The 19,741-nt window shown below is 63.3% G+C and carries 15 protein-coding genes; 9 read left to right on the forward strand and 6 right to left on the reverse strand.

Annotation, left to right across the window (positions count from 1 at the left end; translation table 11 throughout):
- Positions 1-252 precede the first annotated feature (252 nt).
- Genes E6C64_RS02610 through E6C64_RS02620 form a run of 3 tightly spaced genes read right to left on the reverse strand, consistent with a single transcriptional unit; the run spans position 253 to position 6,249 of the window.
- The gene (locus E6C64_RS02610) at positions 253-3,444 is read right to left on the reverse strand and encodes a type I restriction endonuclease subunit R (RefSeq protein ID WP_136426043.1); all 3,192 of its coding nucleotides are present in this window, start codon (positions 3,442-3,444) and stop codon (positions 253-255) included.
- Positions 3,441-4,676 (reverse strand): restriction endonuclease subunit S, encoded by a 1,236-nt coding sequence (locus E6C64_RS02615; RefSeq protein ID WP_158437709.1) that lies wholly within the window; start codon positions 4,674-4,676, stop codon positions 3,441-3,443. Before E6C64_RS02615 ends, E6C64_RS02610 begins: the two co-directional genes overlap by 4 nt.
- Entirely contained in the window at positions 4,669-6,249 is a 1,581-nt protein-coding gene (locus E6C64_RS02620) for a type I restriction-modification system subunit M (RefSeq protein WP_136426045.1), read from the reverse strand. The genes E6C64_RS02615 and E6C64_RS02620 overlap by 8 nt, the downstream gene beginning before the upstream one ends.
- Before the next feature lie 163 nt (positions 6,250-6,412).
- Between E6C64_RS02620 and E6C64_RS02625 the strand changes: the two genes are divergently transcribed.
- The 5 genes from E6C64_RS02625 to E6C64_RS02645 all read left to right on the forward strand — a co-directional run bounded on the left by E6C64_RS02625 (position 6,413) and on the right by E6C64_RS02645 (position 11,044).
- The gene (locus E6C64_RS02625; RefSeq protein WP_136426046.1) at positions 6,413-6,709 is read left to right on the forward strand and encodes a hypothetical protein; all 297 of its coding nucleotides are present in this window, start codon (positions 6,413-6,415) and stop codon (positions 6,707-6,709) included.
- 45 nt (positions 6,710-6,754) lie between these two features.
- Positions 6,755-7,273: a hypothetical protein gene (locus E6C64_RS02630; RefSeq protein ID WP_136426047.1), complete on the forward strand. Its 519-nt coding sequence runs from the start codon at positions 6,755-6,757 to the stop codon at positions 7,271-7,273.
- A 280-nt stretch (positions 7,274-7,553) separates the two neighbouring features.
- Positions 7,554-9,674 carry a DEAD/DEAH box helicase gene (locus tag E6C64_RS02635; protein WP_136426048.1) on the forward strand — a complete coding sequence of 707 codons (2,121 nt, stop codon included), beginning with the start codon at positions 7,554-7,556 and terminating at the stop codon, positions 9,672-9,674.
- Positions 9,675-9,678: 4 nt separating this feature from the next.
- Complete coding sequence (locus E6C64_RS02640) at positions 9,679-10,347, forward strand: DUF2290 domain-containing protein (RefSeq protein WP_136426049.1); 669 nt, start codon at positions 9,679-9,681, stop codon at positions 10,345-10,347.
- Positions 10,348-10,864: 517 nt separating this feature from the next.
- Positions 10,865-11,044 carry a hypothetical protein gene (locus E6C64_RS02645; RefSeq protein WP_136426050.1) on the forward strand — a complete coding sequence of 60 codons (180 nt, stop codon included), beginning with the start codon at positions 10,865-10,867 and terminating at the stop codon, positions 11,042-11,044.
- A 358-nt stretch (positions 11,045-11,402) separates the two neighbouring features.
- Here E6C64_RS02645 and E6C64_RS02655 read toward each other — a convergent pair whose 3' ends face one another.
- The gene (locus E6C64_RS02655; protein WP_136426052.1) at positions 11,403-12,269 is read right to left on the reverse strand and encodes a YDG/SRA domain-containing protein; all 867 of its coding nucleotides are present in this window, start codon (positions 12,267-12,269) and stop codon (positions 11,403-11,405) included.
- Between the two features lie 552 nt (positions 12,270-12,821).
- Positions 12,822-13,430, reverse strand: a complete 609-nt coding sequence (locus tag E6C64_RS02660; protein WP_136426053.1) for a TetR family transcriptional regulator — start codon at positions 13,428-13,430, stop codon at positions 12,822-12,824.
- Between the two features lie 87 nt (positions 13,431-13,517).
- On the opposite strand from E6C64_RS02660, the gene E6C64_RS02665 reads away from it, so the two are divergent.
- From E6C64_RS02665 to E6C64_RS02675, 3 genes are read left to right on the forward strand one after another with little or no spacing between them, the layout of a single operon-like run.
- On the forward strand, positions 13,518-15,257 hold the full coding sequence (locus tag E6C64_RS02665; protein WP_233255420.1) for a CocE/NonD family hydrolase: 1,740 nt from the start codon (positions 13,518-13,520) through the stop codon (positions 15,255-15,257).
- Positions 15,254-15,709, forward strand: a complete 456-nt coding sequence (locus E6C64_RS02670; RefSeq protein ID WP_136426054.1) for a DUF3237 domain-containing protein — start codon at positions 15,254-15,256, stop codon at positions 15,707-15,709. Before E6C64_RS02665 ends, E6C64_RS02670 begins: the two co-directional genes overlap by 4 nt.
- Positions 15,709-17,394, forward strand: coding sequence for an amidohydrolase (locus E6C64_RS02675; RefSeq protein WP_199240936.1), 1,686 nt, complete (start codon positions 15,709-15,711; stop codon positions 17,392-17,394). Before E6C64_RS02670 ends, E6C64_RS02675 begins: the two co-directional genes overlap by 1 nt.
- On the opposite strand, the gene E6C64_RS02680 is transcribed toward E6C64_RS02675, so the two are convergent.
- Entirely contained in the window at positions 17,373-17,954 is a 582-nt protein-coding gene (locus E6C64_RS02680; protein ID WP_136426055.1) for a TetR/AcrR family transcriptional regulator, read from the reverse strand. The genes E6C64_RS02675 and E6C64_RS02680 overlap by 22 nt on opposite strands.
- A gap of 122 nt (positions 17,955-18,076) precedes the next feature.
- On the opposite strand from E6C64_RS02680, the gene E6C64_RS02685 reads away from it, so the two are divergent.
- Entirely contained in the window at positions 18,077-19,738 is a 1,662-nt protein-coding gene (locus tag E6C64_RS02685) for an ABC transporter substrate-binding protein (RefSeq protein ID WP_136426056.1), read from the forward strand.
- The last annotated feature ends 3 nt before the right edge of the window (positions 19,739-19,741 follow it).

The following is a 19,741-nucleotide window of genomic DNA, read 5'->3' on the forward strand; positions in this document are numbered from 1 at the left end:
CTGGCATCCGATCCTGGCGGCTCGCGAGGGGCCGCCATGGACGTTCACGATGGTCAACCCGCAAGGCAAGGACTACGGGCTAATTACCATGCGGCGCGACTCGCGCGACTACATGGTGCAAAACCGCATAGGCATCCTTCTCGGCTACACCAGGACGCTCCTAGACGCCGTAGACCTGATTCACCGGCACTACGTACTCGCCCACGCTCCGCGAGGCCCCGTGAACGGTAAATAGCGGCCACCGTGCGTGACCTAAGCCGCGGCGTCGTAGACGCTCGTCCCATCGTCGAAGTAGCTCTCGAACATGTGCTGGTAAACGGCGTCGCACTTCGCGCGGTACAGCTCGGCGGTATAAGCCTCAGGCAGGATGCGGTCGAGTCCGGACTCGATCTCCACGCGAACTGCCGCTCTTGACTGTTGACGTTTGCGCCAATCGATCACGAGCCGCTCGCGCTTGATGGCCGCCAAAAGTTCCCGGCCTCCGAGTTTGAGCGCTTGCTCCTCAGCTGGGTTGAGCGTGGGCGGAGGTTGTAGCAGCAAGTCGTAAATTGCCAACTCCTCTTCCGTCAGGCCCTCTCGGACAGCACGTTGCTCCTCCTCGAGCAGGGAACGTGACAACTGGACAAGCTCGTCGAAGAACTGCTGGATGTTCGACGAACCGGCGTTGTAGCGATCGATCATTTGTTGAAAGCGGTCAAGCCAGTCTTGTCGCGTGGGGTTGAGCTCGGTGAGGGCAATAATGCGTCGCTCGATGATCGCCCTCAGCCTCTCAATCTCGGCCCGCTTCGTGTTGCTCTTCGCAAATTTGGCAATCAGAGCTGTGAAGTCGATGTCAGAGAGATTGATTGGACGTGATTGCTGCTGCTCAGGCGCTCGGATGACGTAGGCATTGGCTGCGACGGATCGGTCAAGCAATTGGTCTATCTGCTGCACAACGTCACTGATATCAGGCGCAGGCTCGTCCTTCGTCAGCTCCTTCGACAGGTAATGCAGAGCAGCTCGCGTTGGTCCGAAGTCGGTTGCCCGAGAGTCTGGCAGGACCGCTTTGAAGAGTTGATTGACGACCCGCTCGTGAGTCAGGAACTCAATTCTGGTCGCGTCGTTGATGAGGATTCGTTCAATACAGGCATCCGCCTGGGTCATCACGTCGAAGCCCGTCGCCTTGATCAGCGCTTCAAGGTCGACGCCGATCTGCTTACAGAACGCGATGGCGCCGGCCTCGGCTTGGGTCAGGAGGGCAACCAGCTCTTCCTTTCCCTGGATCGGATCCGCACCCTCTCCGTTGTCGCGTCGAGGCGTGTACAGGGCTAGGGCTTCCCGGAGCCGATTGAACACCCCGACATAGTCGACAATGAGTCCGTTCTCCTTGCCGGGATACACGCGATTGGCTCGAGTGATCGTCTGCAGGAGCGTGTGATTCTTCAACGGCTTGTCAAGGTAGATAGTTGAACACGACGGCACGTCGAAGCCGGTCGACCACATGGCGCAAACGAACACGAGTCGAAGCGGATCGGCCGGATCCTTGAATTTGGACTCAAGGTCTTCCTCGATCATCCGCTTCCGATGCGGGACGATATCGAGACCGAGGTCGCGCATGTCGGCGAGTTCGTTCTGTGCCTGCGACACGACGACCGCCAGATCCGTGGTAGCCAACAGGCGTTGTTGCGCCATCAGAGCATCCTGCTCGGCCGCGTCCATATCCTGCTGTTGCAGGCGTAGCTCGATACCTGTCGAACGAGCTCGGAGTCTCGCACGCACCTTGTCGTGCATGCGGACGGCCGTCGCCTTGTCGATGCTGACGACCATCGCCTTGCCGAAAAAACCGCGCCCGAGAAAATGTTCCACCAGATCGTCCGCGACACGCTCAAGCCGTTCGTCGCGCGTGATCAGGTGGTACTCGCGGCCGAAATGCCGTCGGAGGGCCCCCTCTTGCTCCTCGTCGAGCGTGGCCTGCTCGACGATCGCTTGAAACTCCTCGCCGAAATTGTCGTTTGCAAGCTGTAGTTCTGGAGTTCGGTTCTCGTAGTAGAGGGGTACGGTGGCCCCGTCCCGAATTGACTCGTGGTAGTCGTACACACTCACGTAGTCACCGAAGACCTCGCGCGTGAGCTCCTCACCAGCAAGGAGTGGCGTGCCAGTGAATCCCACGAAGCGCGCACGCGGGAGCGCGTTCCGCATGTTGAGGGCAAGAGTGTCGTATTGACTGCGATGCGCCTCATCGACCATCACAATTACGTCGTCGCGAGCGGACAACTGTGGATAAATGCCGCCTCGCTCTGTTCGGAACTTGTGAATCAGAGTGAAGACGTAGCGATGGTCCTCTCCGAGAAGGATCTTCAGGTGCTCGGCGCTGGTGGCCTGGACGTGGGCCTCGGTAACAACTCCTGCCTGTAGGAACTCCCGGTAGGCTTGCTTGTCGAGGTCATCACGATCGGTGACCACAACGAATGACCAGTTGCCGGGCTTCTTCCGCAGAATTTTTTGGCTGAGGAACATCATCGACACGGTCTTGCCGCTACCTTGCGTGTGCCAAAAGACGCCCAGGCGCCCCGCATCGGCATCGGCATCGGTCATTCCATCAAGGCGTGCAATCGTGGCATTGACACCGAGGTACTGGTGATTCTTGGCCACGAGCTTGACGAGCCCATGTTCCTTCTCCTGGAAAACGATGAAGTTCTCGCATAGATCGAGCAGCCTTTCCGGAGTCGCAATTCCGCGCAGCATCCGCTCGAGAGATACCACCGCACCGAGCTCGTTCTCGGTGTCGACATAGCGCCAATCCGCGAAGTGCTCCCACTTCGAGGTGATCGTGCCGAGTTTGCTCTCTCGGCCGTTGGAGAGAACGACGAGTTGGTTGAGCTGGAAAAGGCGCGGAACGGTGTCCCTATAGTCACGCAGGTTGTCATCGTAGGCATGCCGAAGATCGCGGTGACTTGCTTTAAGCTCAATAAATAAGAGAGGGATGCCGTTGACGAATCCCACGAGATCAGTGCGCCTGCGGTAGAGGTCGCCCACCACCCAAAGCTGAGAAACTACAAGGAAGTCGTTGTTGTGTGGAGTGTCCCAGTCGACGAGCCGAACGGTGGCGACGTCGCTCGCTCCGCTTCCCCGCCAGACGGTCACTTTGACACCGTCCCGCAGAAGCTGCCACCCGGCGAGATTTGCGCGGGTTCGGTCCATGAGCGAGCGATCAGCTACGACAGTGTCGATTGCTTGTTCGATGGCTGCGTCACGGATCTCGTCGTCGAGATGTGCGTTGATGCGAGCGAGCACCGCGCGTAGCCGGGTCGTCAGAACGACCTCGCTCTGGTTGTCCCGACCCAACGTTCCCTCGGGCCCAAGCACCTCCGTGTATGCGTTGATGGTCGTCCAGCCAAGTTGCCCGAGCAAAGCGATAGCGGGTTGTTCGACTACGGAGTCCTCGGTGAAGCGGACGACGCTCACAGTCCTCCTTGGTTTGCGATGCCGGTTTGTTGCCAGGCAAGCTCGCGTTCTTCCACGCGAGACGCGTCGACGTTGATATCTGCCAACTCGATCTGGCCGGCAACGAGCTTTGGCAGGAGAAGTGAGCGTTGAGAGTTCAGGGACCGATTCATGCTTGCGAGAGTTTCGAGGGTCCTCAGCTTCGGAGCCATAAGGTCCTCGAACTCGCTGACCCTCTTCGCGGAATGGGCCGGAAGCATCAACTGCGCCACCACATCCCAATTGGCCCGAGGCATCTTCGTTCCTTGCGATGTAGCCACGGCGTGGGCAACCAGCTTGTCCGACGAGAGAAGAGCGGCCACGAACGCGGATTGACGCAAGAGCCGTGGGCGCAAGATGATGATGTCGGAGGAGGCGATTCCAGCAAAAGGGGCCAGGGCAACCTTGTGGAAGTAGGGCCGAATCTTTCCGAACAGCACGTCCCCTTTTTCGAATCGAAGCTTGGTACTGGAGACGGATCGCGGGTCACCAGCCTCCTCAATGGTTAGCTGTCGACGAGGAAGGTGCTCTAAGCCGAGGTAAGGCGTTCCCTCGTCAACGCTGCCTGGAAGGACGGATTGTCGAACGTCCGTGACCACATCGCCAACCCGTTGACCGATGGCTTGGGCCAGATCAGCGGCGGTGTCCCAGTCGAACCAATGATCGAAGGAAGCGCGGAGCGCCTGCTCGAGGATCGCTGTCCGTCTCTGGTTGTTCTCAATGAGATCGTCGTACGCAGACAATATGGTTGCGATCTTCCGCTGCGTTTTGAGGTCAGGCAGTGAGCTGAACCGCAGCGCGCGAATATCAGAGAGATTCAAATGAGGGACCGTCGACCCTCCGGCTTGCCCGGCAAACGTGGACTGAACTTCTGGGCCGTTCAGGACATAGTTGAGGAAGTGGGCACTGACCTTCGTGTGATGAGGACGGATGAGGACGGTGCGCTGGCCCAGAACGGGATTCAACCCATCAGGGATAAGCGCGACGCCCCCTACCGGCGCCTCTCTTGCGAGAATCAAGTCTCCGCCGCGCGGAACCGCCCGTCGAGTCCACTGGCTGTAGGTGTCATCAGAGACTCGTTGAACCCCCGTCAATAGGAAGCGTCCGCGCCCGATGTTGGGAGTTCTGATTAGCGGGTGGCCAATAGCCGCTTGCGGGGCTGTTTTGTGCTCACAGTCGTAGATTCCCGTGGTGATGCTTCGGAGTTCAGTCATTCGCGGGGCCCAGCAACACTGCAAGGTTCGCCTGCACCTCGTCCGAAAGCGCCGATGCATCACTGGTCAGCGACGCGAACTCCTCAGCGAGCTCCTCGAGATGCACCTGAAAATCGACGCCATCGTCGCCCGCAATGGTCGTGCCGACGTAGCGCCCCGGGTTTAGACTCCAGCCTTTCTCCTCAATCTCGTTCATGGTTACTCGAGCGCATAGCCCCGGAATGTCGCGATAGGCGCCTTCAGGGAAGTGCTCGATTGTCAGTGATGCGGTCTCATCGGATTCATCCCGATGCGTTGCCGAGTCGAGTGGAAGCTCTCCCCGATGAAGCCGAACGATGTTGGCTAGAAACTCCAGCTGCTCTTCGCTGAACGTCCTATGTGCTCGATCGATCTGAGTGAAGATCTGCTTGGCATCGATGAAAAGAACTTGATCGGCACGCATCACATCGCGTTCCTTTGCGCGGTCGAAGAACCAAAGCGTGCAGGGGAGAGTCACCGTAAGAAAGAAGTTTGTCGAAACGGCAAGAATCACGTCGACCGAGCCTGTTTCGAGGAGGCGTCGGCGAATCTCGAGCTCCGAGCCTCGAGCGTCGCCCGCAGAGTTGGGCATAACAAATCCTGCTCGACCCGCATCGTTGAGTGCAGCGTAGAACATCTGCACCCATAGGTAATTGGCGTTATCTGAGCTGGGAAGCCCGAAAGGGAAGCGAGCATCGTTGGTTAAACGGGTTTTGTCGACTCCATTCACATTGAACGGAGGATTTGCCATGACGAAATCAAAAGCGCCGACCATCTGATGCGGGTCTTCGTAGAAGCTGTTCGCCTCGGCGATGTCGCCAGCCAGTCCGTTCACGGCGAGATTCATTTTTGCCAGTCGCACGGTGTCGCGCTCCTTCTCTTGCCCATATATGGACAAGACCTGGTTGCTAGCCTCGCGATGGCCCTCGACAAAACCGGCGCTCTGGACAAACATGCCGCCAGAGCCTGCCGCTGGATCCAAGATGCGACCCCCATGCGGCTCGATGACCTCGACAATGAGGCGGACCAACGGCGTCGGAGTGAAGAATTGCCCTCCCCGTTGTCCCTCGCCCATCGCGAACTTCGCCAGGAAGTACTCGTAAACCTTGCCGTAGGCGTCGCCCGAGATGCCGGTCATAAGCTCGTCAACCTGTCGCAATAGGCCGACGATGATGGGGTTTCCCAGGGTGGCGTATGTCAGCGGAAGCACGCCACGCAACTCATCGTTCTCTCGCTCGATGGCACGCATCGCGTCGTTCATCGCTCTGCCCAGGTCGGCACCTTCCGGCAAGTCCTTGAGAAAGCCATATCGAGCCTCGGGCGGGACGAAAAGCACGCCCCGCGACTGGTAGTCGGCTTTACCGATGGCACGACGGCCAGAGGAGCCACCGGAGAGTTCTGCCTCGGCTTCGGCGAACCGCTGCTCTGCGTGCCTCAGGAAGATCACCCCGAGCACCGGTGTCTTGTAGTTGATTTGGCTCAGATTCGAGTTGGCGCGCAGGTCGTCGGCAATAGCCCACAGCTTCGACTGCACGGCGAGGATGTCATCGGTCATCGAGCCTCATCGTAGGAGCGCCGACGCTCGCGCGGCCGGTTGCACCAACGGCGGGGCGTCCACCCGCGCTCCGATCCGCTGAATGATCAGCGTCGCTGGTCTGTGGTCGAGTTCTTGAGCGGCGTCACAGGGCGATAGTTCCGCGGGCTGCGGCGGGGGACCAATGGATTCAGCACACACGAAGGACGAGGGCGAATCGATGGCACAGGTTGGAGCCGGCCCGGCCGGCAAGGCGCGCGAACGAACGATCAACTTCTATCAGATCGTCAAGTTCAAGAATCAGTCCGTCAACAAACGCATGAAGCACGCCGACTGGCAATCCATCTTGAAGGCGATCGAGGGCAAGCCTCTCAAGACCCGGCTTGTGACCAGCGCCACTCGCACCTTGATCGGTGAAGTCCTTTCGGTCGACGGGGAGCTGCATCTCAAGTTGATGGTGGTCCGAGACCAGGACGCGTAGCTGGATGTATACGACCCCGAGGCCGGATCCATCGACGAACTTTCGTTGGGGGAGAAGGGCCAGCTCGTTGAGACCTCAATCGTCGCGTTCCTTAGTTACGGCAACGTCATCGGCTTCATCCAAGGCTCGACCAGCGCTCCAACGCCGCGAGCGTTCGAGGAGTGGCTGAACGGTCTGAGGTTGCTGGGTAACGGACTGGTCATCGAGACCGAGGTCATGGTGTCCCACGAGGTGCAGCAGCTGCTGAAGGAGTCCTCCGAGGTGTCGCAGATCGAGGTCAAGATGCACACGAATCGTGCCGACGCTCTGAAGAAGCGCGGGTCGAAGCCTTCGGATGTGCTCAAGTCCGTCAAGTCCGAGTTTGGTCCCATGACCGTCACCGTCACCGTCACCGTCAAAGCATCGGAGCGAAGGATCAGAAGAAGGGTCGGGACCCCGTCTGGGCTGACGCTCAGATTCTGGCTGACGCATCCGACGCGCACGAGATCGCGAGGGCCAAAGCGCGTCTGGATTCCACTAGTTTCCGTGTATGAATCAGCCCCTGATCTGCACTTTCGGCGCTAATGCGCCGGTCCCATCAGGGTACCCAATTCTCCTTAGGTCCCAGTATCGCCCACCACAAAATCCCTGGTCAACCGGGATTATTCGTTCTTCGAACCGCCATAGTCAAAACGAAGTCACTATCGTGCTGCTGGTCAGTACATGCAAACTGCAGTTGGAGTTCGGTGAGCAGTATCAGCAAGGAGAGTTCGCGGTCATTCCGCGACTGAGGGCCGCGGAGCGGCAGCTAAAGCGGAGCTGGAACCGTATTCGACGGCCCTAGGCTTGCTTTGGAGGCTCAACTATGGAAGTTGTATACGGCGATCAGAGGCAGAAAGCGGCCAACGAAGCGCTGGTCGACGCGCTGGGACCGCTTGTTGCCGAAGGCACCCTCTACCTTGGCTACCCGGTCTTGACCACCGCGGACACCCGGGTACAGGTGGACGCCCTGCTTGTGTCGTTGGAACGGGGCCTCATCGCCTTTCAGTACGCGGATGACCGGCCCATCGACGACGGCGCCTGGCAGGAGGTGATCGACAGCCAGGACCGGCTCTACGCAATCTTGGAAGGTCATCTGTCGCGGCATGACGCGCTCCGTAGGCGGCGTGGCCTAGCCTTCGACGTCGTCACTGTCACTCTTTTTCCGGACCCGGTGATGAGCCCAGCGGATGCGGAGGGTGCCTATCTCAGCGTGGAGCAATTGCACGACTTTGTCGCCGCCGTAGCTCCACTCGACTTTCCGCTATACGTGAGTTTGCGGTCTGCGCTAGAGCGGGTCACCAACATCAAGCCGATCAAGAAGAGAAACGGCGTGACTCGGGAGGATTCCCGTGGTGCCATCATGAAGAAGATTGAGAAAGGTATAGCCAACCTCGATAGATGGCAGAAAAAGGCCGCAATAGAGACGCCCGATGGCCCTCAGCGCATACGTGGGCTCGCCGGGTCAGGGAAGACGGTGGTGCTGGCCTTGAAGGCTGCCTACCTGCATGCCCAGCATCCTGACTGGAATATCGCAATCACGTACTATTCGCGGTCCCTATCTCAACAGATTTCTGGTCTTGTGACGCGATTCTCGTTCGAACACAGCTATGAGCCGCCCGATCCCGACCGACTCCGTGTCCTTCATTCCTGGGGCGGCGGCGGCAACCCCGGTCTGTATACGACTATGGCACGAGCAGTCGAGGCGCCTGTACGAGACTTCCAATACGCGAGCGGTCTCTATGGCATGGATGACGCGTTCCGTGGGATCTGTCGCGAGTTGCTCGACTACACCGAGGACATGGCCGTCGAACCGATTTTTGATGCCGTGCTCATTGATGAAGCACAGGATCTGCCCAGCGAGTTCTTCCGCCTCATCTATCGCTTCACAAGTGAGCCAAAGCGCATCGTTTGGGCCTATGACGAACTGCAACGCCTCTCGGACTCCGCTATGCCATCCACACTCGAACTTTTTGGTGAGGGGGATTCAGGAGAACCACTGGTCAACATCGAGAACCGGACCGGCGAGGCTAGGAAGGACATTGTCCTCGAAGTTTGCTATCGGAACACTCCCTGGGCATTGGCCACGGCGCACGCCTTGGGGTTTGGTATATACCGAGATGCAGGCCTGGTACAGCATTTCGACGACTACGAGTTGTGGGCACAGATTGGGTATGAAGTAGTTCACGGGGCGCTACGCGAGGGTGCCTCGGTCACTCTAAGACGATCCGCGGCGAGTTACCCGCCGTACTTCGCCGAACATCTCGACTCGACCGACGCGGTGGTTCTCGGCTCCTTCGAGAACGAGGCGGCCGAGGACGCGTGGGTGGCGCGCGAGATCGAGAGGAATCTCACGGTCGACGAGCTAGAGCACGACGACATCCTGGTTGTTATCCCTGACACCTATACGGCAAAAAAGAGGGCGGCGCGGCTGTCGTTGGCGCTCGCGCGGCGCAATATCCCTTCTCACAATGTTGGAGTGAACACCTCGGCTGAGGAAGTCTTCCTCCCGGGTTCAGTCGCGATGACCCAGATCTACCGGGCCAAAGGTAACGAAGCCCCGATGGTCTACGTCCTTGATGCTCAATACGGAACGCGTGGGACGAGCCTTGTCCACAGCAGAAATATATTGTTCACCGCGATCACTCGGAGCCGGGCTTGGGTTCGGATCACTGGGCACGGCACGGGAATGGACATCGTGCAGCGCGAGGTGAAGGCCGTACAGGAGAAGGCATTCGAGCTCGTGTTCACTCTGCCCACGGCAGACGAGCTTGCGCTTCTGCGCCGGGTACACAGGGACCGTCCGTCCGCTCCCTCGCGCAGCGTGAAGCGAGTGTCCGACAATCTGTACTCACTGCTGGATCAACTCGAACGAGGCGAGATCGAAGTGGCGGACCTACCGGTCGACGCGCGCGAGCGACTCCTGCGGCAGTTGGGCGAGCAATAGCGCGATGCCGGCCGCGCGCACTCTCAAAGAACAGATTGAAAACTTCTCTAGTTTTCTCGTCGAGGAGGATTTGGCAGTAGCGGTGAGCCCGGTTCTCCTGCACAACGACGAGAGCCAGGTGAGCTGGCACAGACGCGATCCTGACCGCAAGTTTCTAGAAACGCGCGAGCATCACTCGATCACTAATTGGAAGTCGTGGGCGCGGAACGGTGTGTTCACGGTGATGCTTTTCGATGGAGCGTTGCTCCAAATCGCGTTCGAGGTGAGGGATGAAGTAATTGTCGGGCACCGGCTCGCGTATGTGCCTTGCCCATACCAAGACGCGGATCAGGTGCTCATGCAACTGGGCCTCGATGATTTCATCGAATACTACGAAGCTGTGGGGCTTGCGTCCGCTCGTCTCGAAACGGCGGTGCGATTCGACTACGACCCGAGAGCGGCGAAGCTGGGGCATCCAGCGTCACATCTCACGCTGAACTCGTCCGACGTACGGATCGCGTGCGTAGGGCCGGTGAGCCTCGCCCAGTTCGTGCGGTTCGTGTTCGGTCACTTCTACCCTGGCTTGCAACGGGTGCGGGACTACTTCGAGACACTTCCCAAACCGGGCCACTTCTCACCCTCCATCACCTCTCTAGAGGCATCGGAGATGCACCTCGCTTGGGACATCGGCTGAGCCTCGCCAATGCTGCTCCTTCATGCTGAGGGGCCGTCGACGGCGAGGTGTTTCGAGCGAGGGGGGCCAATCCCTCGCCCGGACGGAAGCGAGTGCGTTCGTGCGCGTCCGATGACCGCGCTCTGATCCTGCTCCGTGGCCGCTTCTTTCTGGCAGGAGCACGATTGCAGATGCCTTCCGGTCGTCGTTCCCGCCATATGTCATACGCCATATGTCATACGCCATACGCCATACGCCATACGCCGTACGTCACGATCAACGTAACGAGGACTGGGGCCGGCGGTGACGTGCCAGTTGGCCCTTCGAGACGAGGGGCGAGCCCCCGCGACCGATGCGGGGTCCCGAGACTCCTGCGCCACTGTCGGCGACCGAGGGGCACCTGGGCGACAGGCGACCTACAGCCCAAGCCACGACGTGCACCAGGTGGCACTCGGACCCGAACCCGCGTGCGCAAGATTCCCTCGGCGTAAGCCATCGATTTGGACATCACCGTGCCGACCTCCCCGATCGCGACATCGTGCGCGAAAATGAGACCGTCGCGGATCATTCCCGACGTCGAAAACTGGACCTCTTCCCCATCGACTTCGATGTCGAAACGTCCCAGGACCTCCTCGGGGCGCTCGAACTCAACCAAGTAGTTCAACCCCGCCTCGACCACGAGCTGCAACAGCGCCGCTACCCGATCGAAGGCCGCTGAGTACGATGCAGGACGCCCCGCCAGTGACCCGATCGCGTCATCTGGCTTCGCCTGCCGGAATTCCTGCCGTCACATGGTGAGATCGGGCTCATACGCGTCGACCGCCGCATCCCGTACCTGGTGGACAAGCTCGGCGTTCACCTGGCAAAGCTGCGCCTTGTCCTCCGCGGTCAGAGCGGCTCGGGCTCGCGCGAAATCCTGCCACAAGACAGTTTTGTCCCAGCGACTCCGCAACTCGAACGCTGCCGTCTTGAGTTCTACGTCCTTCGCCAAGCCCGTCGAATGCGAGCCGGCCGCCGACCCGCGCGATCAGACGGCACATTCTCGAAACTCGAGACGGAATTGGATCATTGCGAAATTAGGCCGGGTCGAGCCACATTCGACGGTGATACCTAACGTTCTCCAGGTTCACCGAGTGAGCGCCGACAAACGTCAGCTGACCAAGTTGTCCGCCGCTGGGTCTGGCTAAACGAAAGTCATCCAGGATCACAATCCCGCCCAGGTCCAGCTGTGTGTGGTGGTTGGGACAGAGGCATAGCAAGTTGTCGAAGGTGTCGCCCCCGAGATGCGGGCGTCCGAGGGGACGCACGTGCGCACCTTCCGCATAGAGGCGCTCGCCACGAGCCTCGATCGCTGTCCCGCAGACTTGACAGCGAAATCCGTAATTGGCCTTGATCTTGCGTGACAGAGCAGTGTCTCGAATACGGCGAGTGACGGTCGCGATCGCAAAGGCAGGGTCTGTGTCGGGCTCAATTCTGGTCACAAGGGCCGCTTGCTCAGGCACACGGTCCAGTCGGAACCGCAACATCAAGAACCCTTCCCGTCCCCGAGAAATTGAGTAGTCGGTTACTAGGAACAGCCCCGCGTATTGATATCCGGTTGGTGGCGAATAAGGAGACTTGTGCCCTTCCCCGCGAGTCACACGAACCGGCAAACCCTGAACCCAGCTCGTGATGAGACCAGCATTGCCAGAGTCGTCCGGCGACTGATCCCGGACCTGGCGATTGCCATCCCGGCCCCCGTGACCGGTGTAGATGAGCGAATCGCCGTAGTCCTCATCGTCCGGGTACCCTCCGGACAGGACGATTGAGTCAGCTCCTTCTCGACCCGTTCCCGAGATGCCTGCCATGTACGGGGCGTGCACATTGAAGAAGGCGACTTCTGCGCGGTCGACGAATAACTGACCAATGCGCACCCCGTCGGGTGTCCCGAAGAACCTGTTCATAATGCTGCGCCACCCCCTTGTGCTCACCTATTGCACCACGGGCCGTACGACAAGGGACCTAGCGAGAGGCCCTCGTCTCAATTCGGCACAGATGGCCCTCCATTCGCGATGCGACCCTCCGCCACTCCAAACCTCATGCGTCGGCGCGAGTACCAGCAGGAACGAAGCGCCCAACTTGCGCGCCCCGACGGCCACACTGGGCAGAAAGGGTCGCACCGATTCGGGTCAGCAGCGCCGGTGCCGTCCGGATGCCGATCGCCGCGACGCCGCCCGTGGCGGCAGCGAGTAGACGAGCAGTCCACGTATCGCGGCGCACGTCAATTCGCGTTCGGCGATCAAGCCGCGGACAGAAGCGGCCGCCACCCGCGGGTCGCGGCGGTGCCGACGATCGACAAGCCTCCAACCAGTATCGCGGCTGCCGAGCTGCGGACGCCCGCTTGCTCGCCTAGTTGGAGCTCCCACAGGCCCGGCATGCCCACACGGTGGCCCCGTGGTTCACCGGCGGGCAATGTGGAGTACGTATTTGGCGCGCTGCAAATCTCGTGCCGAGAGCTACAGGCCTTGCACCACCGCCGCGATCAGCGCTTCCGCATTCTTCCGCGCCAACTCAGTACGCGCCGGTGAGACCTCGAGATCCGCCATGAACACGTTGCCGAGCGCGACAGTGAGCACTCCGTAGGCGACCGCATTCACGCGATCGGCCTCAACGGAAGGCGCGGCGGCCGTAAGCAGATGCTGCAGCTCCATGAGTGACGTCAGATACGCACCCGTCACGACCTCGCGGATGCGCTCGTTCGAGCGAGATGCATCGATGAACGCCAATGCCGCGACGTTCTCTGGACCCGGCTCCGCAAAGCCGCCGAAGAGGTAGTCGAGAGCCGCCTCGACGGTGGTGGTGCCTGCCGGAAGGAATGACCCGACGGGCTCTCCCGAAGCGACCGCATCGGGCCCAGGGACCTCGCCGAGGTACAGCAGCGTCGCGGCAGCGGCGAGGATCTCGTCGCGGTTGCCCGCGAAGTGGCGCACATGCCCTCGCGCCATGCCAGCCTCCGCCGCGATGCCGTCGAGGGTGGTTGCGGCGAGGCCGTTGTTGGCGAGACAGCGGATGGCCGCCTCCAAGATCTGACGACGACGAGCGTCGGCGACACTCGGCCGGCCCATATCTGTCTCCCAGTTTGTTAGTCCTACTTGACTAGAAACTATCACCCGCCCTAACGTGTCCGCATCGGCAAGGCGAAGAGGACGAGCGTGACAGAGATCGTACGGGTGGGAGCGGCTCCGGGGAGCCCGCTGGCGCGCGAGGCACGGGTGCGGATGCGCGACGGGATCCGTCTCGCGACGGACGTCTACCTCCCCACGACCGAGGTAACGGGCGATGGTGGGGGAGCCTCCGCGGAGGGCATGAGCGCGGCCGCCGCGGACGTACCCGGCGACACGATCCTCATCCGCTTGCCCTACGACAAGAGCGGCCAGTACACCTTCATCCCGCTCATCGCCGAGTACTTCATGACCCGCGGCTACCGCGTGGTCGCACAGGACGTGCGGGGCAAGTTCCGCTCCGAGGGGGAGACCCTGCTCTTCGTCAACGAGGCGCGTGACGGCTATGACACCATCGAGTGGATCACCCAGCAGCCCTGGTCCAACGGCCGGGTCGCCATGTGGGGCGACAGCTACTACGGCTACACCCAGTGGGCCGCCGTCTCCACCCAGCACCCCGCGCTCAAGGCCATCGCACCGCGCGTCACCGGCACGACGCTGGGGGAGCCCGTGCACCGCAACGCCGGCGACATCACCCGCGGCGTCGAGATGGGCATCACCTACCTCTACCCGCTCAGTTACTTCCACTCGCAGGACGCGTTCTTCTGGGAGCTCGACCCGCAGCGCCGCCCGTTCAGCGAGCAGGCCGAGGACGCGATGGCGGCCATCGGATCACGATCCATCTCGTACGACCAGTGGTTCCCGCGGCCCGTGCACCTGCGCCGGTTCCCCGACGGCCACCCTTTCGACGCCCGCCCGGTGCCGACGCTGCAGACGATCGGGTACTGGGACAACTGCGCACCGCAGTCCTGGGCCGACGTCGCCGAGATCGAGGCCCGGCCTGCCTGGGCGCTCAATCACTTCCTGCGGCTTGAGCCCATGGATCACGAGTCCTTCTACCTCAACGATTCCGTCGAGCAGCGCGTCGAGGAGCGTCCGGAGGAGCAGATCCGCAGCGAGCTGCCCCGCATGCTCGACGCCGCGCTCGACTTCTTCGAGGTGTTCGTGCGCGACAACGGGTCGGCGAGCGACATCCCGCGGGTGAGCTGGGCACTATCCGGCACGGATGAGGTGCGCACCAGCGCGTCGTGGCCGCCGGCGGGGACGCGAGAGCTTGAGCTGCACGCAACCATCGATGGGGGCCTCGCCTCAGGATCTGCCGAGGGCACTGATGCCGAGCAGATCGTCAGCTGGACGCACGACCCCGCAGACTCTGTGCCGTCGAGCGCGCGCAACGCCTTCGCCTTCCTCCTGGACAAGCCGGATGAGGCACCGCTGGGCGAGCGCGACGATGTGCTGACCTTCACCGGCCAGCCCGTGGAGCAGCCGATCGACCTCGTCGGCCCGGTGCGGGCTCGTGCTCAAATCAGCTCCGACGGACCGGTCATGGACCTGTTCGTCCGACTGCTCGATGTCTCGGAGGACGGCTCGGCGCTCCGAATTGCCCGCGGGCAGCGCCAGCTCGTCGACGCCTCCGTCGCCACGAACATCGAGCTCGACCTCGGCCATCTCGGCTACCGACTGGCCGCCGGCCACCGGCTCGGCGTGCAGGTCGCGAGCACCGACTCCCCGGAGTTCCTGCCGCAGCCCGGCACCGGCGAGGATCCCTGGTCCGCCACCACCCTGCGCACCAACCGGCAGTCCATCGCGATCGGCGGACCCGACGGCCTCGCGATCACCGTGACCACCCTCGATTCCGCCTTCGACCCCAGCGATGGAGACACCCCATGATGCAGCCACGCCTGGAGTTCGCCTTCGAAGTCCGCGTCGACATCGCCCCGCATCTGCCCATCGGGCGCGGCGCCGACGAGCAGCTCAGCTTCACCCCGATCACCGGCGGCACCGTCGCCGGCCCGCTGCTGACCGGCGAGGTGCTGGCAGGCGGAGGCGACTGGGCGGTCGAACGCAGCGGCACGGCGCAGCTCGAGGCCCGCTACCTGCTGCGCGCAGACGACGGCGCGGTCATCGACATCCTCAACCGGGGCTACTACCGGGCATCGGACGAGGTCATCGCCCGCGTCGAGGCGGGCGAGCACGTACAAGAGGAGGAGTACTACTTCCGCACCGCTCCCGTGTTCCAGACCGACGCCCCACAGCACCGCTGGCTCGCCGAGCACCAGTTCATCGGCCTCGCCCGCGACGAGGACGGCCAGGTCTGCGTCCGGGTCTTCGTGCTGCGCTGATGACCGATCCGACGTCCAGCACGATGCCTGACCCGAAGTTCGACGCGATCTTCGTCGGCGGCAGCGCGTTCACGGCCGGCTGGGAGCGATCCCGACCGCTGGGCGTCGGCGTGCGGGACGGACGGATCGCCGCCATCGCCCAGGACGACGAACTGCGCGCGGCCGGTGGGGGAGAGGTCGTCGAGCTGCGCGGCGGGATGGTGCTGGCCGCCTTCCACGACGCGCACGCGCATCCGATCGCCGGCGCCATCGAGCTGCTGCTCTGCGACGTCTCGGGAGAGCCCGATGCGGAGTCCACCCTGAACCGGATCGCCGCCTACGCCCAGGCGAACCCCGACGTGCCGTGGATCCGGGGCGGCGGCTGGACGATGTCGCACTTCGCGGGCGGCACCCCGAGCCGGACCCTGCTCGACGCGATCGTGCCCGACCGCCCGGTCGTGCTGCTGAACCGGGACCACCACGGCTCCTGGGTCAACTCGCGCGCCCTTGAGGCGGCGGGCATCGCCAAGGACACCCCGGACCCGGCGGACGGACGCATCGAGCGCGACGCCGATGGGTCGCCGTCCGGCGTGCTGCACGAGGGTGCGATGCGCCTGCTCGATGGCATCGCCCCCGCCGTGCCGGACGAGCTCGCGGCGCGTGCACTGCTGCGCGCCCAGGAGGACTTCTTCGCGCTCGGCATCGTCGGCTGGCAGGACGCCTACGTCGGCGCGACCGCCGGAGTCGACGATCTGCTCGAGACCTACCTCGCCGCCGTCGCGGACGGATCACTGCAGGCGCGGATCACCGCGGCACTCTGGTGGAAGCGCGGCGAGGGCCTCGGCCAGCTCGAGCAGCTCATCCAGAAGCGGGAGCGCGTCGCGTCCCTCGGCCGATCCGACGTCCTGCTGGCCGACGCGGTCAAGATCATGGTCGACGGCGTCGCGGAGAACTTCACCGCGGCCATGTCGCAGCCATACCGCGACCCGCACGGGCACAGCACAGGGGAGCGCGGCCTCACCTTCCTTGACCCGGTGCAGCTGGAGGAGGCGCTCGTCGCCCTCGACGACGCCGGCTTCAGCGTGCATCTGCACGCGCTCGGCGATCGGGCGGTCACCGCGTCGCTCGACGCGATCGCGGCCGCTCGCCGGGCCAACGGACCGACCGGCCTGCGCCACCAGCTCGCCCACCTGCAGATCGTCCAGCGCAACGACGTCGCGCGGTTCGCGGAGCTCGGTGCCACCGCCAACCTGCAGATGCTGTGGGCAGCGGTCGACGATCAGCTCGACGAGCTGACGTTCCCGTTCATCGCCGAGGAGCTGATCGCCCGGCACTATCCGCTGCGCGAGCTGCGGGACTCCGGCGCCGTGCTCGCCGCCGGATCGGACTGGCCCGTCTCGACCGCCGACCCGATGCAGGCCATCCATGTCGCCGTGAACCGGGCGGCACCCGGTGCTCAGCCCGATCCGCGGATGGACCCGACTCAGGCCATCGACCTCGCCACCGCCCTCTCGGCGTACACCGCGGGATCGGCGCGCGCCAACGGCCGCTCCGCCTCGACCGGCGCACTGACGACCGGACTGCTGGCCGACCTCGTCGTGCTCGACACCGATCCGTTCGAGATCTCGCCGGCCGACATCTACACCGTCAACGTGCGCGAGACCCGCCTCAGCGGGGAGCCCGTCTACTGGGCGGAGGAGGCATGACCGAGCGCGGCTACCGCCCCGATGATGAGGTCGCGCAGATGCGCCTCGTTCCACAGCTGAGGATCTTCGGCGGTGGCGATGATCGCGCCGCGCAGCAGCAGGTAGGCGATCTGGCCGCTGCGCCGGGCATCGGGATGACCCGACTCGCCGGCGGCGTCGGCGAGCTCGTCCTGGAAGAGGGTCGACTCGCGGCGGAGGCCCTCGCGCAGCTCGGGCTCCACCGGGGCGTTGGCGGCGATCTCGAGGATCAGGGTGCGCAGCACGGGATCGTCGTTCGTCGAGGTGAGCACCGATTCGAGAAGCGCGCCCAGCGGGTCGGCGGGCGCTTCCTGTCCCGCCTGGTCCCGTTCTCCGCGCCAGCGGTCGCGCGCATGATCGAGCGCGTTGCTGATCAGGGCGGCTCGGGTGGGCAGGTAGTTCGTCACGAGTGTCGTGGATCCGCCGAGCTCCCGGGCCACGGATCGGATCGTGATCGACTGCGCGCCGGTCGCCCTGGCCACGCGAACGGTGGCGTCGGCTATGTCGGCGAGGCGCTGCTCGGCGTCGACCTCACGAGGCATGTCGCAACTTTATACACGCCCGAAACACATGTGCAACATTGATGTACAACGCTGTTACAGTACCTGAGCAGTTGACGTCACCGGTGACGGACCGGTACGCGACCCCTGAGAGAGGACACGTCATGAGAACCACCGGTCACGGCGCGCGAACCACCCGACGTGTGCGCAGCATCGCGCTCGTCGGAATCGCCGCGGCACTCGCTCTCACCGGCTGCGCCGCACCGGCGCCCGCCCCATCCGCGACTCCCATCGATACGGCCGACCTGGTCGCCTCGATGCCTGCGGGGAAGACCGCTGTCGACGAGGTGACCTGGGGCCTGGTCGAGGGGGAGCCCCGCTCGCTCGTTCCCGGCGCCGACTACAACTTCGTCTGGCCCAACATCTGCGACAGCCTGCTGCGGGTCAATCCCGACTTCAGCGTCGGCCCGGCCCTCGCCGAGAAGGCCGAGTTCGTCGACCCGGTCACCTTCGTGATCGACCTCCGCCCCGACCTGACGTTCTCCGACGGATCACCGGTCACCCCCGCGGACGTCGTCTACAGCCTGGACCGCAGCCGCAACGACGTCACGTCGGCCTACTACGGCGCATTCGTGCTCGTCTCCTCGATCGAGGCGACCGGCGACAACCAGGTCACCATCAAGTTCAACGCCCCCGACTCGATCTTCCGCGAGGCGCTCACCGGCGGCGCCGGTGCGATCCTCAGCCAGTCGTTCAGCGAGGCGCAGGGCGACGCACTCGGCACCTCGGGCGGCGACATCCTCTGCGCCGGGCCGTACACGCTCGACAGCTGGACCCCGGGCACCGACATCACCATCGCCGCCAACGACGACTACTGGGATGGCGCGCCCCTGGTGAAGAAGATCGTCTTCAAGTTCATTCCGGATGGCACGACGCTCACGAACGCCCTGCTCGAGGGCGAGGTCGACGGAGCGTTCAACGTGCCGCCTGCAAGCCGCGCTGCATTCGAGTCGTCGGACCAGGGTCGGCTGGTCCTCGGCCCGTCCACCGCCTCGTTCTCGTTCGGCCCGACGCGCTCGACGGGGCTGGGTGCCAATGTGAAGATCCGCCAGGCGCTGAGCATGGCGATCGACCGCGAGCAGTACATCCAGACCGTGCTGAACGGGCTCGGCGAGGTGCAGAGCACCTTCGTCGCCCCGTTCAACTGGGCGGGCTCGCCCGAAGCGGACGTCTACCAGGACGCCTATGACGCGCTGCCCGCGCCGAAGGTCGACCTCGACGCCGCCAAGAAGCTGGTGGAGGACTCGGGGGAGGACACCTCGGTGCCGATCAAGATCGCGATCCCGGCCGGCAGCACCGAGCTCTCGCAGACCGCGGCCATCATCCAGAGCGCGGCACAGCAGATCGGACTGACCGTCGAGATCGACGAGCGGCAGGCCGCCGACTTCGGCGCGATCTTCCTGGCCGATCCCGGGCCGCGTGAAAGCGTCGACTTCGTCGCCACCACGGGCTACCAGGAGACGCCGGGCGTGCTGACCTACCCGCAGCTGTTCATCCTCTCGCCGGACCAGGGCGGAATCTTCAACTGGTCGGGCTACGACGACCCCGAGGCGATCGCCGACGTGCAGGCTGCGCGCACCACGCCGGATCCGGCTGAGGCCGCGAAGGCGTACGTCGCGGCGCAGGAGGTCTTCGCACCCGACCTGCTTCAGATCACCCTGGCCGGCGCATACCAGACGACCTTCCTCAACAACCGCCTGACCGGGGCGGTGACCTCGGTCGCCGCCTACGCGAGCCCCTGGGCTCTGCACCTCGGCGGCGAGTGAGGC

Source organism: Naasia lichenicola (assembly GCF_004801885.1).
GTDB lineage: Bacteria > Actinomycetota > Actinomycetes > Actinomycetales > Microbacteriaceae > Naasia > Naasia lichenicola.

What these genes read in the sequence shown, in the direction of transcription:
- E6C64_RS02615 (WP_158437709.1), bottom strand. Translation starts at nt 4,676, where the DNA reads ATGACTGAACTCCGAAGCATCACCACGGGAATCTACGACTGTGAGCAC.
- E6C64_RS02620 (WP_136426045.1), bottom strand. Translation starts at nt 6,249, where the DNA reads ATGACCGATGACATCCTCGCCGTGCAGTCGAAGCTGTGGGCTATTGCC.
- E6C64_RS02625 (WP_136426046.1), top strand. Translation starts at nt 6,413, where the DNA reads ATGGATTCAGCACACACGAAGGACGAGGGCGAATCGATGGCACAGGTT.
- E6C64_RS02635 (WP_136426048.1), top strand. Translation starts at nt 7,554, where the DNA reads ATGGAAGTTGTATACGGCGATCAGAGGCAGAAAGCGGCCAACGAAGCG.
- E6C64_RS02640 (WP_136426049.1), top strand. Translation starts at nt 9,679, where the DNA reads ATGCCGGCCGCGCGCACTCTCAAAGAACAGATTGAAAACTTCTCTAGT.
- E6C64_RS02655 (WP_136426052.1), bottom strand. Translation starts at nt 12,269, where the DNA reads ATGAACAGGTTCTTCGGGACACCCGACGGGGTGCGCATTGGTCAGTTA.
- E6C64_RS02660 (WP_136426053.1), bottom strand. Translation starts at nt 13,430, where the DNA reads ATGGGCCGGCCGAGTGTCGCCGACGCTCGTCGTCGTCAGATCTTGGAG.
- E6C64_RS02670 (WP_136426054.1), top strand. Translation starts at nt 15,254, where the DNA reads ATGATGCAGCCACGCCTGGAGTTCGCCTTCGAAGTCCGCGTCGACATC.
- E6C64_RS02675 (WP_199240936.1), top strand. Translation starts at nt 15,709, where the DNA reads ATGACCGATCCGACGTCCAGCACGATGCCTGACCCGAAGTTCGACGCG.
- E6C64_RS02680 (WP_136426055.1), bottom strand. Translation starts at nt 17,954, where the DNA reads ATGCCTCGTGAGGTCGACGCCGAGCAGCGCCTCGCCGACATAGCCGAC.
- E6C64_RS02685 (WP_136426056.1), top strand. Translation starts at nt 18,077, where the DNA reads ATGAGAACCACCGGTCACGGCGCGCGAACCACCCGACGTGTGCGCAGC.